Genomic DNA, 15,634 nt, shown 5'->3' with positions numbered 1-15,634 from the left:
TGCCAGTTCATGAGTTTTTAATTGATGCCATTCAATTTCAATAAGATTCATTTCAGAGGAATATTTGGGCAGTTGAAAGAAAAATAATCCTTGCTGCTGCCACTTATCCCAATACTCTCTGACTTGCTTAAGTAGCTGGTTATAATTAAGTTAAAAATGAATTTTAGGTTCGATCCCCCCTTGATAAGGGGGGTATCTGACAACTTTTAACGCCTACCTACTTATGTCTTTAGCTTAACTTTACTAGCGCAACCCTTTTAACTTTTTTGTCCTTTACTAAGCAGTGTAACTCGATCTCATCAGACGTTATACAATAAATCTTGTCCCTCGATCGCATTGTCCCATGACTACCCCCTTCACTGCCGCAGAAATTGCCTCAGAAGGCATCAAACCCGAAGAATACGAAGAAATAGTCAAAAGACTGGGAAGACACCCCAACAAAGCCGAATTAGGAATGTTTGGCGTGATGTGGTCGGAACACTGCTGTTATAAAAACTCCCGGCCGCTGCTCAAACAATTCCCCACCACCGGCGAAAAAATTCTCGTCGGACCGGGGGAAAATGCCGGAGTAGTGGATTTAGGCGATGGATTGCGATTAGCCTTTAAAATCGAGTCCCATAATCATCCTTCTGCGGTGGAACCGTTCCAAGGTGCCGCTACCGGAGTCGGAGGCATCCTGCGCGATATTTTTACCATGGGGGCCCGGCCCATTGCTATCCTCAACTCCCTCCGTTTTGGTAACTTGCAAGATGCCCGCAATCGTCGCATTTTTGCCGGAGTCGTGGAAGGAATAAGTCATTATGGCAATAGTGTCGGCGTTCCCACGGTGGGTGGTGAGATATACTTCGATAATGCCTACAATGGCAATCCCCTCGTTAATGCCATGGCTTTAGGGCTAATGGAAACCGAGGAAATCGTCAAATCTGGGGCAAAAGGTCTGGGAAACCCAGTTTTATACGTTGGTTCTACCACCGGCCGCGACGGTATGGGAGGGGCGAGTTTTGCCAGTGCCGAATTAACCGATAAATCTATGGATGACCGGCCCGCAGTGCAAGTGGGCGACCCTTTTCTGGAAAAATCCCTGATAGAAGCTTGTTTAGAGGCATTTAAGACCGGCGCGGTGGTGGCGGCCCAGGATATGGGGGCTGCCGGGATCACCTGTTCTACCTCCGAGATGGCGGCCAAGGGAGGGGTGGGAATTGAATTAGATCTCGATAAAATCCCCGTCCGGGAAACTGGGATGGTCCCCTACGAATATCTGCTGTCGGAATCCCAAGAAAGAATGTTATTTGTGGCAGCATCGGGACGAGAAGGCGAATTAATCGAGATTTTCCATCGTTGGGGACTTCAGGCTGTGGTCGCTGGCCAGGTAATTGCAGAACCGATCGTCCGTATATTATTTAAAGGGGAAATTGCCGCCGAAATTCCTGCCACGGCCCTAGCGGATAATACTCCGATTTATCATCGGGAATTACTGGCAGAACCGCCAGAATACGCCCAAAAAGCTCAATTATGGGAAGATGCTACTATTCCTATTCCCGAATCCCATAACGAGATTTTATTAAAACTGCTGGATAGTCCCTCGATTGCCTCAAAACGCTGGGTTTATCGTCAATATGATCATCAAGTCCAGAATAACACTGTTATTCTCCCCGGGGGGGCCGATGCGGCCGTGATTCGCGTGCGTCCTCTGGGTGCTAATCCCGCAAATTCTCGGCGAGGTGTAGCGGCGACTACAGATTGTAATCCGCGATACGTTTATCTTGATCCCTATAACGGAGCTAAGTTGGCCGTGGCGGAAGCGGCCAGAAACCTTAGCTGTGTTGGGGCTGACCCCATTGCTGTCACGGATAATCTCAATTTCGGAAGTCCAGAGAATTCAATCGGTTATTGGCAATTAGCCACTGCTTGTCAGGGTATTGCCGAAGCTTGTCGGGAAATGAATACACCAGTAACTGGGGGTAATGTCTCTTTGTACAACGAAACCGTTGACGCAGCTGGCAGCCCCCAGTCTATTTATCCGACTCCCGTGATTGGGATGGTGGGATTAGTGCCGGATATCGGGCAAATTTGCGGCCAAGGTTGGCAAAAAGCGGGGGATTTAATCTATCTTTTGGGTTTCTCCTTGCCAACTATCGGCGCATCGGAATATTTAGCCGTTATTCACGGTTTGGTGACGGGAAAACCGCCGGTAATTGATTTTGAGTTAGAAAGAAAGGTACAAGCGGCCTGTCGTTGGGGAATTCGCGCCGGTTGGGTGAAATCTGCCCACGATTGCGCCGAGGGAGGTTTAGCCACTGCTCTGGCAGAATGCTGTATTAGTGGGCAGTTAGGGGCGGAAATTGACCTTTCTTGGCAGCATCAAGGCCGTTTTGATGCGGTGTTATTCGGGGAGTTAGCTAGTTGCATTATCGTCTCCGTTTCCTCCGAAAATCGGCAAGATTGGGAAGAATACCTAAAGACACAATTAGGAGACTATTGGCAAATAACCGGCAAAGTTAGCGAAAAAAGCGATAATCTTCGGATTTTTGACCGGGATAAACAACCAGCGATCGATGTTAGTCTAGAAACTATACAGCAAGTTTGGTCAAAAGCGATCGAAAGAAGGCTGTAATCTTGAGGCCGTCAGCTAGATAAGATGGCCGATTATATCGGTAAATAAAGGCTGATAGCTGATAAATAAATCGTTAAAAGAAGATTAAGATCGGTTAAGATTTTGTTACCAAAGTATTCTGCAGCCCCAACCCTCCCATGTCTAGCCATCCCGACTCATCTGTATCTTTTGCCAGTGTCGATAAGCCTGAAGAAGCCTGTGGAGTTTTTGGACTCTATGCCCCCGAGGAAGAAGTAGCAAAACTGACCTACTTCGGACTCTATGCCCTGCAACACCGAGGACAGGAATCGGCAGGTATTGCCACCTACGACGGGGAAACGGTGCATTGTTACAAAGAAATGGGCTTAGTTTCCCAAGTTTTTAGCGAAACTGTCCTTAAAACCTTGCCCGGTACTCACGCCGTCGGTCATACTCGTTACTCTACCACCGGTTCTAGCCGTCGCGCCAATGCCCAACCTGCCGTGATCGAAACCCGTTTGGGTAAACTTTCCCTAGCACATAATGGCAATTTAGTCAATACTTTTGAGTTAAGAAATGTATTAGAAAAGCGCGGTTGCGATCTCGTCACCACCACCGACTCGGAAATGATCGCCGTCGCTATCGGTCAGGAAGTGGATAGTGGCAAGGATTGGATAGAAGCGGCGATCGATGCCTTTAGCTATTGTAGCGGGGCTTACAGCCTTGTTATCGGCACACCGACGGGAATTATCGGGGCGCGGGATCCCAATGGTGTCAGACCCTTAGTAATTGGGGTTTTGCAAGAAGAAGGCAATCCCCCTCGTTATGTTTTAGCTTCGGAAACCTGCGGATTAGATATTATCGGGGCCGATTATCTGCGGGATGTGCAGCCGGGGGAATTAGTTTGGATTAGTGAAGATGGCTTATCTTCGGTGGATTGGGCCATTAAACCGGAGAAAAAATTATGCGTTTTCGAGATGATTTATTTTGCTCGTCCCGATAGCATTGTTCACGAGGAATCTTTATATACTTATCGGGTACGTTTGGGGGAACAATTAGCCAAAGAGTCGCCGGTAGAAGCAGATATGGTGATGGGAGTTCCCGATTCGGGTATTCCGGCTGCGATCGGATTTTCGCGCATTTCTGATATTCCCTACGCGGAAGGATTGATTAAAAATCGTTATGTGGGACGGACTTTTATTCAACCAACCCAACACATGAGAGAGTCGGGGATTAAGATGAAATTGAATCCTTTAAAGGATGTTTTACAGGGAAAAAGAGTTATTATTGTTGATGATTCGATCGTGCGGGGAACCACTAGCCGGAAATTAGTTAAAGCTTTACGCGATGCTGGAGCAAGAGAAGTTCACATGAGAATATCTTCACCTCCGGTGACTCATCCCTGTTTTTATGGCATTGATACGGACAACCAAGAGCAGTTAATTGCGGCAACTAAATCGGTGGCGCAAATTCAGGCACAAATCGGGGTGGATAGTTTAGCTTATCTCAGTCACGATGGGATGTTAACAGCAACGAAGGAAGACCCGAAAACCTTCTGTACTGCCTGTTTTAATGGCGATTATCCGATTCCTGTACCTGATAATGTTAAGCGATCGAAGTTGATCTTAGAAACAGTTAAATAGGGGTTGCTGAATAAATCTAAAAACCTTGCTGGGTAAGACTTTTAGACTTTTTATCAATCAAAAAGTACCAGAGATGGGAGTGATCGGGGGGAAAATTCAGGGACTTTTTCCCTGAAAATTAGGTAATTGACCAGGTGAAAATCGGTAAAACCCTACACCCCACACCCCACACCCCACACCCTGTCCCCACGAATAACTTTTTGCCGCAAACCCTAAATAGCCTCAAGGCTAAATCCTCTGAAAACAATCGGCAATTTCCTGGGGAGTTAAAAGAGAATTAGGATAACCGGAAAGTTGTCCTAATTTTTGTGCTAATAAAACTGCTTGGGGTGGAGTTAGATAAGTTTTGGCTAAGAGATCGGTTTGATGATAAGCTTGCCGGATTGGGGCATCTAAAAGGATAGTTCCTTGACCCATGATAATTACTCTTTCGGCGTATTCTGGCATTAAATAGAGGTGATGGGTAATCACAATAACCGTTTTGCCCATCTGGTGTAATTGACGGCTCACCTCTAAAATTGCCTTAGCTCCTTGATAATCTTGGCCCGTGGTGGGTTCATCAAAGACCACTATACGCGGTTCCATGGCTAAAATTGCCGCAATCACTACCCGCGCTCGATCGCCTTTCGGTAAGGAGAGAGGATGATAGGAGCGATATTCTAGCAATCCCATGGCTTCTAGACTTGCTTCCGTGCGTTGGGTGACGATTTCTGGAGAATAACCGAGATTAGTCAGGGCAAATGATACTTCTTTCTCCACAGTGGTGTTAAAAATCTGATTATCGGGATTTTGGGCTACATAACCGATCGAACGAGCTAAATCACTGACAGAAAAGCTATTGATTGAACGTCCGTCAATCATAACTTGACCGGTGGTTGCCGAGAGAAGATTGAGAAAATGCTTGACTAAAGTGCTTTTTCCTGCGCCATTTTGACCGATAATCAGCAGATATTCCCCTTCGGCAATATCGAGGGACACATCCCGCAAGGCGGTAGTACCATCGGGATAGGTATGGCAAAGATTTTTTACCCTCAGTAGGGGGTTTAAGGGGTCAGAAACCGATGATAAGGGAGGGTTTGGTGTTATTTGATGGTAAAAGGATTTAAGCTCGTTTAAACGGGCAAAACCGCGGTCTAGGGTGACAGGAATGGACTCAATCGCCCCGATTTTTTGATTGATCAAGGCAAAAGTAGTGGCCACTTGCGGGGGACGCAGGGCATTTTCCTGTAAAAGTTGTACTTGGGAGTAGATCTCTGCTGGGGTTCCCATGGCTTCGATCGCACCCTCCCTTAATAGTACCAGGCGATCGGCATATTCGGCCATTTCCTCGGCTGCGTGGGAGACCATCACAATAGTGACACCGAGATGGCGATTTAATTCCTTAATGGTGGCGAAAACTTCCTGGGATCCCACCGGATCCAGTTGGGAGGTGGGTTCATCGAGAATTAACAAAGCGGGCTGAACTGCGAGGGCAGCGGCGATCGCTAATCGTTGTTTTTGTCCTCCTGATAATTCCCCCGGCGATTTTTTTTCCATTCCCTCTAACCGGACTGCCGCTAAAACTTTGGGAATACGCGCTTTAATTTCCTCTCGCGGTAGCCGTAAATTTTCTAGGGTAAAAGCGATTTCATTTTCTATCGAAGTGGCTAAAAGTTGCGTTTCGGGATCTTCAAATACTGCCCCCACATAGCGGGCCAAGGTGCTAACGGGATGGGTTAAAGTATCTAAACCGGCTACCGTTGCATAACCAAAAAAACGCCCTCCGTAGAATTGGGGGACAATACCGTTAAGAGTTAAACAGAGAGTAGTTTTTCCCGCACCTGTGGGCCCGATAATACCTAAAAATTCTCCTCGATGAATTGCTAAAGAGATATTTTTAAGCACTAGATTGGAGGATTCGGGATAAATATAGGAAACTTTCTCTAATTGGGCGATGATTTCCATTATCGGTGGGGAATAGAAGACGAGAGAGGGGTAGATAGGGAGATATTTTTCAGGGAAATGCGAGTTAGGGACGCTTCTATTTTCCGCTATTTCGATCGATGAACTTGATTATCACACAGGCGGCCTACTACTCTGTGATTTATCCTGCAATTGTACCAGTGACTCCTCGCCCACTCGCAGAAAAACTTAATATTTCTACTCTTGACAAATTTGCTGTAAGGTGCTAAAGAAATCGGGGTAGGAAATGCCAGCCGCTTCAGCGCGATGGATAGTGGTGGGTTGACGGGAATTGAGGGCAGCGATCGCTAGACTCATGGCAATGCGATGATCGGTAAAACTGTCCACTTCCGTGCCGACTAGGCCTGTACCGCCGGTAATCTCTAAACCATCGGGTAATTCCCTTACTTTTGCCCCTAGGCGATCGAGTTGGGTGGCCATCACCGTCAGGCGATCGCTTTCCTTCACCCGTAATTCCTCAGCATCCTTGATAATTGTCGTTCCTTGGGCAAAAACCGCCGCTACTGCCAAAATCGGAATTTCATCGATCAGACGGGGTATAATCTCACCGGCGATCGTGGTTGCCTGTAGTTGACTGGATTTCACCCGCAGATCCGCCACCGGTTCCCCCGTCACCACCCGTTGATTTTCGAGGGTGATATCTGCTCCCATTGCCTGTAAAACCTGTAAAACTCCAGTTCTAGTCGGGTTTATTCCCACATTTTCGATTAATAACTCGGAATTAGGCACGATTGCCCCCGCTACCAACCAAAAAGCTGCCGAACTGATATCTCCCGGTACAATCACCGTTTGTCCGGTTAAAGTGGGATAACCCGTCACCGTGACGCTATTAGTCTCCCCATCCACCTCAATATTTGCCCCAAAAGCGCGCAGCATCCGTTCACTGTGATCGCGAGATAAAGCGGGTTCCGTGATTGTGGTTTTCCCCTCCGTTAACAGTCCAGCGAGGAGAAGACAGGATTTTACCTGTGCAGAAGCAACGGGAGAATAGTAGTGGATCGGTTGCAGAGATTCCCCAGAAACGGCTAAAGGAGCCAAAGAATTGGCTTTTCTGCCCCAAATTTGCGCCCCCATTTCTTTGAGGGGTTTCACCACCCTGGACATGGGACGCGATCGCAGGGAAGCATCACCAGTGACGACAAAAAAACGGTCCCGATGACCGGCCAATAATCCTAACATTAAGCGGATCGTCGTGCCGGAATTGCCCGCGTCGAGGATTTCTAAGGGTTCCTGAAGATTGCCTAAACCCCTACCTTTGACGATCACTTTCTCGCTGTTGAGTTGGGAAATTTCCACACCCATGGCACGAAAACAACTAGCGGTACTGCGGGGATCTTCGCCCAATAATAACCCATGAATAACGGTTTCTCCTTCGGCGATCGCTCCTAACATCAGGGAACGATGGGATATAGATTTATCGCCTGGGATGGTGATTTTTCCCCGTAATCCCGTGATTTTACCCGGATCGATGACTAAATCTTGATGGGATTGAAGGGGGTTAAGGGTGACAATAGACATGATCGTTAGGCAGATGAAGACAAGCTCTAGAAGCATTCGGTCATCAGTTTTTTGTTATGCCCACTACTGCCCAAGAAGTTTATAATCAAGTGGTTTGTCACTTATCATCAGGAGAACGTTTACGATTGGCCACAATCATTACTTGGGTAGATTGGCGATTTATTTAGCGCAAAGGAGGCTCGAATCAAGCTCAAGCAAATTTATCCGTCAATCCAGGATTGAATAAGTAGTAAGGCCTGTTCAGTAATTTGTTGAGCTACTTGTTTATAGTTATGAGAATAGGGGGTTAAAGGTTGAACAGCCCTTAACCAACCTCCACTAGCTTCTGCTACTGCTAAATGATAGATTCTGCCATCGTCCTCTATGTTCAGTTTTTCTGTGTGAGTTGCATAAAAAGCGATTATTCTTTGAGGATCTGCACATTCTTCTACTAAATGAAGAGAACTACTTCCATGCACAATGGCTATATTTGGCAAACCTGTTTTTTCTGACCATTGATTAATTGCATTAAAAAAGCCAGCTTGTGAGGCAAAATCTCTATTCCAATCAATATCTAAAGATGTAGGGAGAGGATTTAAATTATGTTGTTTGCTAATTTCAATAACTTTCCGATGGATTTCTTCAAGATTTCCGTATTGGATAATAATAGGAATAACAATGATATTATGTTCTTTTAATTCTTTTTGAATCTTACCAATGGCAGGGATACTATCTTCAAAAGGGAAAGACATATATTCGGAAATTTTCTGTTGTTCTCTATCATTTGCACCATACTCTGTCCCAAAAGTTTTTAAACCTGAAAAGGGCAAAAAGATAACTTTAGCATCCTGACAATCTCTATTATCTCTGGCTAAGTGAGCAACATAAAAAAGTTTTTTCGTAACTTTTTCAATCGTTTTTTCTGAAGCGAAAAGACAAGATTTATTAGGAACAGGATGGGCTATCCCTTTGTTGTCTTTGACAGTTGGGTAATTATCTCCTAAATTATGACGCAAAAAATCTACAGCATGACGCTCGGTAACAATATTGTAAATTAAAATATTGTATTTATTGGCAATTTTATTAATCATTTCATCGTTTGAAATACTATCGTTATAATCTTCAAAATAAACTTTAGCACCTGTTCGAGAGAAAGTTTCTATAGCTACTTCTTTAAAAGCTGAATCAGCGAGTACAACTACTGCAATGTCTTGTTTTTGATCATTAATAAGATAATCTAAATAGTCTTTCTGTGAACGCATACTGCGAAGACTAAAACCAATAGAATCAACAATAACCATTAATTTTTTTTGCTGCATTTAATAACCTCAAATTTGGATAGATCAGAATAAAGTGACAGACTAATGATTGTCTTGAAGAATTTTAGACACCTCCTCATATTGGGGTGAATAAACGTTTAAATAATCAAGAGCTTTCCGAAAAGTGTTTTGTGCTTCTTCTTTTTTTCCTTGCTCTTGATATAAAAAACCCATTTCCATGTATGTCAGCCCTTCTCCGTGTCTATCGGAAGCACCACCACCCGTTGATGATACTTTCTTTTTAACATTTAAACTTTTAAGATAATAATCATGTGCTTGCTCATAATTTCCCATTAGACGCTGAATTTTACCGAGTTCATTGAAACAAACCCCTTGTCCTTGAAGATCATTTAACTCTTTTTTAATCTCCAAACTAGATTCCATTAATTTTTGTGCTTCTTGTAAAAACTCAATTTTTTTCTGGCTATTATAAAGCTCGATATAAACTTTGCCTAAAATATTGGTTGTTTTACTTAATGCAAAGCGATTATTAAGTTTTTCTTTAAGCTCAAGACTCTCTCGTAAAACTTCTTCTGCACTCTCTAATTTTCCAAATATGGGATAAATTAATCCTAAACCATCAAGGGCTTCTGCAATATCTTCTTCTACATCAATGTCAAAATTTTGACTCTCATGTATCCTTCTAAAAAGTTTTACTGAATTTTCCAAGGCTTCAGCAGACTTTTCCCAATTTCCCATTGAACGATTAAGAAAACCTAAAGTATATAAAGCCTTAGCTTCGCCATATTCATCTTTTAATTCTTGAAAGATATGTAAACTTTCTTCACATTTATCTAAGCCCTCTTTGGCTCTTCCTAATAAACGTTGTAACCCAGCAAATTGATTAAGTAAATGAGCTTCTGTTAAATGCTCGCCCGATTTATTTGCGGCATAAATTGCCTCTCTCAGTATATCATCTAAATCTTCCCAATAAGTCCGAATTTTGAGAAATCTTTGCAAACTTTGACAAATTTTAACAATTCGTTGCCATTGTCCATCTTCCTTAGCATAGCTTATCGCTAGTTTAATGTTATTTAACTCTGTTTGGAAGAAATCTAGAGCTTTATTTTCAAGATTGTGTTGATCTTTAGCAGAAAACTCAGGGGAATTTCGATAAAATTTCGGATCAAGATAGTTATTATTCTCAAAAGCGAGTTCAGTATATGTCTCAATAATTGCCGGTCTCGCCAAATCATAATAATATCTATATATTTTCTCGAATTTTTCCTTAATGTCCTGTAATTCTTCAGGAGAGAATGTTTCTTGAAATTCTTGTTTAATCAATTCTTTTTCTTCTTCACTGAATAAGTCAGTGTAGAGATTTCTAAGAAGAGTAAAATGTTCTTTCTCCCCTTCTATGTCTTTTAAAAAATCAGTTTCATGATTATTAATCATTAATTTGTCCTCCTCCAATGCCTAGAATTGCCTTAAAAAACTTAGTAGTTAAAATATGCAGATAATAGCGTTTTTTATCATATTCTTCTCTTTCTAACAAACAAGAACACCAAGTGTTCATAATTGCCTGTTCTAATTGTGGCTCAGTCAATTTGATTTTTTTATTGTTCATATCTCGAATCAGACTGTAGGTAGTCCCTTCTTGCTCTTGTAAACCAGCTAAAAGCGACATTAACTTTAGGTCTGAATCAGAAAACATTTTAAAAGCTTGAAAAAATATACGCCACCAAAATCTTTTAAAGACGTTCATATCGTCTTCTTGAACATCATCTTCTGTTAGGCGAACATTAAATAAACTTTGTTCAATTTCTGCGGTAGTTTTGTTTTTTAGTTGACCTGTTACTAATTTTAATGCTAAGGGTAAATAGCCAGTTTTATTGTTGCCAGTAAATTTTAGTAATTCTATAGAAGCATCAGGATCAAAACAAGTAATGTCTCTTTCCTGTGCAACTTGCTCCATTAATTTGATTGATGCTTCTTCTTGCAGACCTTGTAAATAAAAATCCCAAACATCTACCTCTAAAGTATCAAATCTATTTCGGCTGGTAAACAGAACTTTACTATTTCCTAAAACTGAATAAAGCCTCGCCGCAATTGCATTCTGAGATTCCGAAGTTTCCATATTGTCCAAAATTAAAAGAACTCTCTGACTAGATAATAACTTTCTAGTTTCGATTTCTCGTCTCTCACCTTGTAAACCTATCAAATCACGAAGAGAATCTATTGTTCTATCATTTGTTCTATCATTTGTTCTATCATTGTATTTAAGTGAGGGTAATAATTGCTTGGGAATATCTTCAAGAATTGAATCAAAAGTCATACGAGTGGAATTGAACTTTGTTGAGGCGGTTTGCCAGACAACATATCGAAAACCCATTTCGCGGAAAGCTCTAGCAACTTCAATAGCTACAGAGGTTTTGCCATTTCCTCCCAGTCCAGTAATTCCCACTAGACGTTTACCTTTTGAGTCACTGAGAGCATCTTTGATTCTGTTAATTTCTTGTTCACGTCCTAAAAGTTCTAGATAGTTTGGAGTTGGAATTTTCGCTAATTCCTCAAAAAAAAACCGTCTTTTTCCTCTTCTTCAAAAGTAACTTGATTAGGATTAAATCCTCCCCCAGAATTTTGACGAGGTAAATATTTATCTATAAATTCTCTCACCCCTATATAAATAGTATCATTCTCACTTTGAGGTTTAACAATAGCAAAATGATCTGCTCCACTGACGGCAGTTGGTCTAACGCCTATAACATTTGGATCACTACTGAAGCGATCCACCACTAGGCGTTTTCCTATCGCAGGAATTTCTGTTTCTTCGGTTTCATAAAAGGCTTTTGTTTGAATGTCATAAGTTTTTGTATTACCGCTATACCATTTACCTGATTTATATAACTGGGTGTTAGTATTCTCTGAGCTAAGTTCACTAATAATCACATTTTCGTCAAGAAGACGAAATGTTTTTGCAACTTGAGCTAATAATTCCTTGAAATTGGCCAAATCTGAACCTTGATGAGGGGTAGCACAAAAAACAACTCCTTTGGTTTGTCCAATAATTTCCCTCATTTCGTCATTACTATTAAGATCATCATGAGCTAAATAAAGTGTCTCTTTGACAATTAAACCGCCTAAACTATGAGTAACAAAAATTTTGGGCCGGATCAAAAAATCTCTTTGTGTCAAAAGTGCAAGCAGTTCACTGGCTTGATCTATGATGGGAGAAGCCTTTCCCGTATAACTCTCTATTTTACCTTTGACTATTGGTACTCTTGATAAACCACTACTTTCTTTAAAAGGCATGGCTTCATATCCATAAGACCAAATCCCTAAATCTGGTCTATGTTTACCAAGCCAATTTAACCAAAAGTTGAGTTCTTGTAACTCTTGATTCCAAAATTGCTCTGTATCAACTTTGTCTCTTATTTCTTCTGGGTTGGGATACCAAGCTGTAATGGGATGATCCCCTAGTCCATGAACGAAGATAATATCTCCCCTACGATTAGAGTCATCGCACCCACCGTTAATCTTCAGTAAGCCCAATCTTCTCTTAGCCATACTCCACTACCAGTCATCGTATAGTTATGATACTAGAAGCATTCGGTCATCAGTTTTTTGTTATGCCCACTACTGCCCAAGAAGTTTATAATCAAGTGGTTTGTCACTTATCATCAGGAGAACGTTTACGATTGGCCACAATCATTCTCAATGAACTTGTCGGACAACAACAACCATCGCTCGATCAAAGTGATACCTGGACTGAGGAGGATCAGATCGATCTTGTCAATTTTTCCCTAAACTATGCGGCCAAAACTTTCTCTGATGTGGAGGGGGGTTAATTGGTGACGTTTTCCCCTGGAGATGTGGTGACAGTTAATTTTCCCGGTGTGACAGGAACAAGTGAATGGAACGAACCACAGAGACACAAAGGACACAAAGATCGATCGCTCCCGTATTAGGTTAAACTTATCACACAAAGAATAAGAGAGCCACCGATTGTCTCCTAACCCTACGATTTTTTACTAAAATAACTGATAACTGATTATGTCTCGTCGTCAACTGTTGAGTTTTGTAATTGCAGTAATTCTGGCATTTTTTGCCCTTATTCCCGATGCTAACGCTTTAGGTGGCCCCCAACCCCCTTTAAATCAACCGGCACCCGATTTTAGCCTACCGACTAACACGGGAGAAGGAAATATTTCCCTATCGGATTATCGGGGTAAGTGGGTAGTTTTGTATTTTTATCCCAAGGATTTTACCCCCGGCTGTACCCTAGAAGCGCGGCGTTTTCAGCAGGATTTGCCGAAATATATGGCTAAAAATACGCAAGTTTTAGGGGTAAGTGCCGATGATGTCGATTCTCATGCGGAATTTTGTGACTCGGAGGGGTTAAAATTTCCCTTACTGGCAGATACTACCGGAGATGTTAGTAAAGCCTATGGTTCTTGGATGGGTTATGTTTCCCTGCGTCATACCTATCTTATCGATCCCGATGGGATTTTAAAAGAGATTTATTTAGGGGTAAATCCTGCCATTCACAGTGCCGAAGTTTTAGCACGTTTAGAGGAATTACAGGCGAGTTCATAAAAAAAATCCCGACCACGATTTTGTTATCGGTGGGGGATATAGATTAACAACCTTAACCGAGATAATCAGGACTAATTGCAATTATCGTCCTTATCACCCTTACAGTCACGGTTTTGTAAAATTAGCGGCGAAGAGGAACGGTCAAAATGGTTATCTTGACTATTAACCGCTAAAGTGTGAGGAAGAGAACCTAACAGCAAGGAGACCAGAACAAACAAGGTTAACGAGATTTTCATGGTTTTACTCCCTTAAGCACCATCAGGTAATTGACCTATTTTTACCATAGGGTTTTTCCGCTCGGATGTCAGTCCCATTGCCAAGAGGGAAAAAGGGGTTAACATGGAAAAAAAGGGCATATAAGTAGAATAAAGTAGAACGGGATGAAACCACAGGGATGGGACGAGTTTCTCAAACATCTAGCCAGAGAATACGGTGTTCAAGGCAAATTAAAGGAGATTTTTTTAGTTCGTTTTGCCTACGAAAATTGGCGCAAACCGGATGAGGAAATTTGGGAAATGGCCGAGGCCGCCAGCCATGAAACCTATAAAAAACAAATGACTAAAATCTATAGCTATTTCTCGGCAGATAAAGATAATGGCTGTCCCGAACTAGAATTAGGTAGTAAAGGGCCGGGTAAGTTCCAAATCCTCCGGGAATGGTTCAAAGATATCAAATATCCTGAATGGAGAAATCAACCCGCCCCGATACTAGCAGAAAAATCGGTTATAGATAGTTATATTAGCCGCCCTCCCGTCGAAAGCGACTGTTATCAAGAAATTAATCGCCCAGGGTCACTCATTCGCATTAAATCCCCCGAAAAGACCGGTAAAACTTCTCTGCTTAAACACCTGCTCGCTCAGGCAGATAGTTGGGGACATAGCACAGTTTATATTAATTGTCAAGTGGCAGAAAAGGCGATGTTTGCCAGTTTAGACCGATTTTGTCGCTGGTTTTCGGCAAATGTCAGCCGAGAATTGGGTTTAAAGCCCCAATTAGATGAATATTGGGATGAGGAACTATTTGGCAGTTTAATCAGTTGTCAAACCTATTTTCAGTCCTATCTTTTGGAACAGATTAACGGGCCGCTCTTTTTGGCCCTAGATAATTTAGACAGAATTTTCGAGTATCCCGACATCGCTAGGGATTTTCTGCCGCTTTTGCGCTGTTGGCACGAAGAAGCTAATAATTTAGAAATCTGGCAGAATTTGCGGTTAGCGATTGCTAATTCCACGGAAATCTATATTCAATTGGACGCTAATCAATCTCCCTTTAATGTCGGCCGCGCGATTAAATTACCCGGTTTTAGCCTCGAACAACTGGAAAACTTGGCTATTAGCTACGGATTGCCTAAAAATGATGATAATCAGCGTTTTCTTAGCGATTTAATTGCTCTAGTCGCTGGTCATCCCTATCTTAGCCGTTTGGCCCTGGAAGCGCGGGTGCGCGAGGAAAAAAATATTCTCCCTAATGCTGCTACCCAGGGGGGAATTTATGCGGCACACCTGCGTCATCACTGGGATAATCTGCAAAAACAGCCGGAATTATTGACAGCGATGGGGGAAGTGGTTAATTCTTCCGATAAGGGAGTGCGATTAGAACCGATTACTGCCTATAAACTGGAAAGTATGGGTTTAATTCAGTTAAAAGGCGATCTAGCCCAGCCTAGCTGTCAATTATATCAGCTTTACTTCCGAGAAGAACAGACCGGCAGCGATCTCTAGTAGATAATTATACTAAATCCGTTGAGTACAGGCTAGTTACGAGGAGAGGCACTCATGCAAGAGGCACTCATGCAAAGGGGAATAAATAATCAGTTTTTAATAACCGGATTTACTATCACATTTGCAGAAATATCGACAATCAGCAATTATCAGTGACTCTTAAATTATTACAAATATATCAGCAGCCGCGTGTAAGCATCCCACCGAAAAGCTCATGCGCTCCGGGGTTTGGGTAGGGTTGATTCATGAATCAACCCTACCATGAATCAACCCTACCATGAATCAACCCTACTATGAATCAACCCTACTATGAATCAACCCTACTATGAATCAACCCTACTATGAATCAACCCTAGGGGTTTGGGGGGTTCTACCCCCCAAAAG

The 15,634-nt window shown here is 42.4% G+C and carries 11 protein-coding genes and 1 pseudogene; 5 read left to right on the top strand and 7 right to left on the bottom strand.

Features of this window, described 5'->3' with window-relative positions:
- Window positions 1–75, bottom strand: a pseudogene (locus LW728_RS08430) (hypothetical protein); the annotation flags it as partial.
- A 268-nt stretch (window positions 76–343) separates the two neighbouring features.
- Between LW728_RS08430 and purL the strand changes: the two are divergent.
- The gene (gene purL, locus LW728_RS08425; protein ID WP_287669324.1) at window positions 344–2,614 is read left to right on the top strand and encodes a phosphoribosylformylglycinamidine synthase subunit PurL; all 2,271 of its coding nucleotides are present in this window, start codon (window positions 344–346) and stop codon (window positions 2,612–2,614) included.
- A 137-nt stretch (window positions 2,615–2,751) separates the two neighbouring features.
- Window positions 2,752–4,215: an amidophosphoribosyltransferase gene (purF, locus tag LW728_RS08420; RefSeq protein ID WP_287766235.1), complete on the top strand. Its 1,464-nt coding sequence runs from the start codon at window positions 2,752–2,754 to the stop codon at window positions 4,213–4,215.
- Between the two features lie 228 nt (window positions 4,216–4,443).
- On the opposite strand, the gene LW728_RS08415 is transcribed toward purF, so the two are convergent.
- The 6 genes from LW728_RS08415 to LW728_RS08390 all read right to left on the bottom strand — a co-directional run bounded on the left by LW728_RS08415 (window position 4,444) and on the right by LW728_RS08390 (window position 12,500).
- Window positions 4,444–6,159 carry an ABC transporter ATP-binding protein gene (locus LW728_RS08415; RefSeq protein ID WP_287766233.1) on the bottom strand — a complete coding sequence of 572 codons (1,716 nt, stop codon included), beginning with the start codon at window positions 6,157–6,159 and terminating at the stop codon, window positions 4,444–4,446.
- 195 nt (window positions 6,160–6,354) lie between these two features.
- The gene (aroA, locus tag LW728_RS08410) at window positions 6,355–7,695 is read right to left on the bottom strand and encodes a 3-phosphoshikimate 1-carboxyvinyltransferase (RefSeq protein ID WP_287766230.1); all 1,341 of its coding nucleotides are present in this window, start codon (window positions 7,693–7,695) and stop codon (window positions 6,355–6,357) included.
- A gap of 200 nt (window positions 7,696–7,895) precedes the next feature.
- The gene (locus tag LW728_RS08405) at window positions 7,896–8,993 is read right to left on the bottom strand and encodes a hypothetical protein (RefSeq protein WP_287766227.1); all 1,098 of its coding nucleotides are present in this window, start codon (window positions 8,991–8,993) and stop codon (window positions 7,896–7,898) included.
- 42 nt (window positions 8,994–9,035) lie between these two features.
- A complete protein-coding gene (locus tag LW728_RS08400; protein ID WP_287766224.1) occupies window positions 9,036–10,388 on the bottom strand; it encodes a tetratricopeptide repeat protein in 1,353 nt (450 codons plus the stop codon).
- A complete protein-coding gene (locus LW728_RS08395; RefSeq protein WP_287766237.1) occupies window positions 10,381–11,490 on the bottom strand; it encodes an NB-ARC domain-containing protein in 1,110 nt (369 codons plus the stop codon). Before LW728_RS08395 ends, LW728_RS08400 begins: the two co-directional genes overlap by 8 nt.
- Window positions 11,491–11,495: 5 nt before the next feature.
- On the bottom strand, window positions 11,496–12,500 hold the full coding sequence (locus LW728_RS08390) for a lipase family protein (protein WP_287766221.1): 1,005 nt from the start codon (window positions 12,498–12,500) through the stop codon (window positions 11,496–11,498).
- Window positions 12,501–12,562: 62 nt separating this feature from the next.
- On the opposite strand from LW728_RS08390, the gene LW728_RS08385 reads away from it, so the two are divergent.
- The 3 genes from LW728_RS08385 to LW728_RS08375 all read left to right on the top strand — a co-directional run bounded on the left by LW728_RS08385 (window position 12,563) and on the right by LW728_RS08375 (window position 15,250).
- Window positions 12,563–12,781, top strand: coding sequence for a hypothetical protein (locus LW728_RS08385; RefSeq protein WP_002777059.1), 219 nt, complete (start codon window positions 12,563–12,565; stop codon window positions 12,779–12,781).
- Between the two features lie 205 nt (window positions 12,782–12,986).
- Window positions 12,987–13,529, top strand: coding sequence for a peroxiredoxin (locus tag LW728_RS08380; RefSeq protein ID WP_004268674.1), 543 nt, complete (start codon window positions 12,987–12,989; stop codon window positions 13,527–13,529).
- A 380-nt stretch (window positions 13,530–13,909) separates the two neighbouring features.
- Window positions 13,910–15,250: an AAA-like domain-containing protein gene (locus LW728_RS08375; protein ID WP_287669337.1), complete on the top strand. Its 1,341-nt coding sequence runs from the start codon at window positions 13,910–13,912 to the stop codon at window positions 15,248–15,250.
- The last annotated feature ends 384 nt before the right edge of the window (window positions 15,251–15,634 follow it).

The organism is Microcystis sp. 49638_E5, from assembly GCF_021300285.1.
Lineage (GTDB): Bacteria > Cyanobacteriota > Cyanobacteriia > Cyanobacteriales > Microcystaceae > Microcystis > Microcystis aeruginosa_C.
The sequence above is the reverse complement of the archived record's forward strand: the minus strand, read 5'-3'. Positions and strand labels throughout refer to the sequence as shown.

Bases quoted from the DNA above. Each gene is read 5' to 3' on its own strand.
- LW728_RS08415 (WP_287766233.1), bottom strand. From the start codon at position 6,159: ATGGAAATCATCGCCCAATTAGAGAAAGTTTCCTATATTTATCCCGAA.
- aroA (WP_287766230.1), bottom strand. From the start codon at position 7,695: ATGTCTATTGTCACCCTTAACCCCCTTCAATCCCATCAAGATTTAGTC.
- LW728_RS08385 (WP_002777059.1), top strand. From the start codon at position 12,563: ATGCCCACTACTGCCCAAGAAGTTTATAATCAAGTGGTTTGTCACTTA.
- LW728_RS08390 (WP_287766221.1), bottom strand. From the start codon at position 12,500: ATGGCTAAGAGAAGATTGGGCTTACTGAAGATTAACGGTGGGTGCGAT.
- purL (WP_287669324.1), top strand. From the start codon at position 344: ATGACTACCCCCTTCACTGCCGCAGAAATTGCCTCAGAAGGCATCAAA.
- LW728_RS08375 (WP_287669337.1), top strand. From the start codon at position 13,910: ATGAAACCACAGGGATGGGACGAGTTTCTCAAACATCTAGCCAGAGAA.
- LW728_RS08400 (WP_287766224.1), bottom strand. From the start codon at position 10,388: ATGATTAATAATCATGAAACTGATTTTTTAAAAGACATAGAAGGGGAG.
- LW728_RS08380 (WP_004268674.1), top strand. From the start codon at position 12,987: ATGTCTCGTCGTCAACTGTTGAGTTTTGTAATTGCAGTAATTCTGGCA.
- purF (WP_287766235.1), top strand. From the start codon at position 2,752: ATGTCTAGCCATCCCGACTCATCTGTATCTTTTGCCAGTGTCGATAAG.
- LW728_RS08405 (WP_287766227.1), bottom strand. From the start codon at position 8,993: ATGCAGCAAAAAAAATTAATGGTTATTGTTGATTCTATTGGTTTTAGT.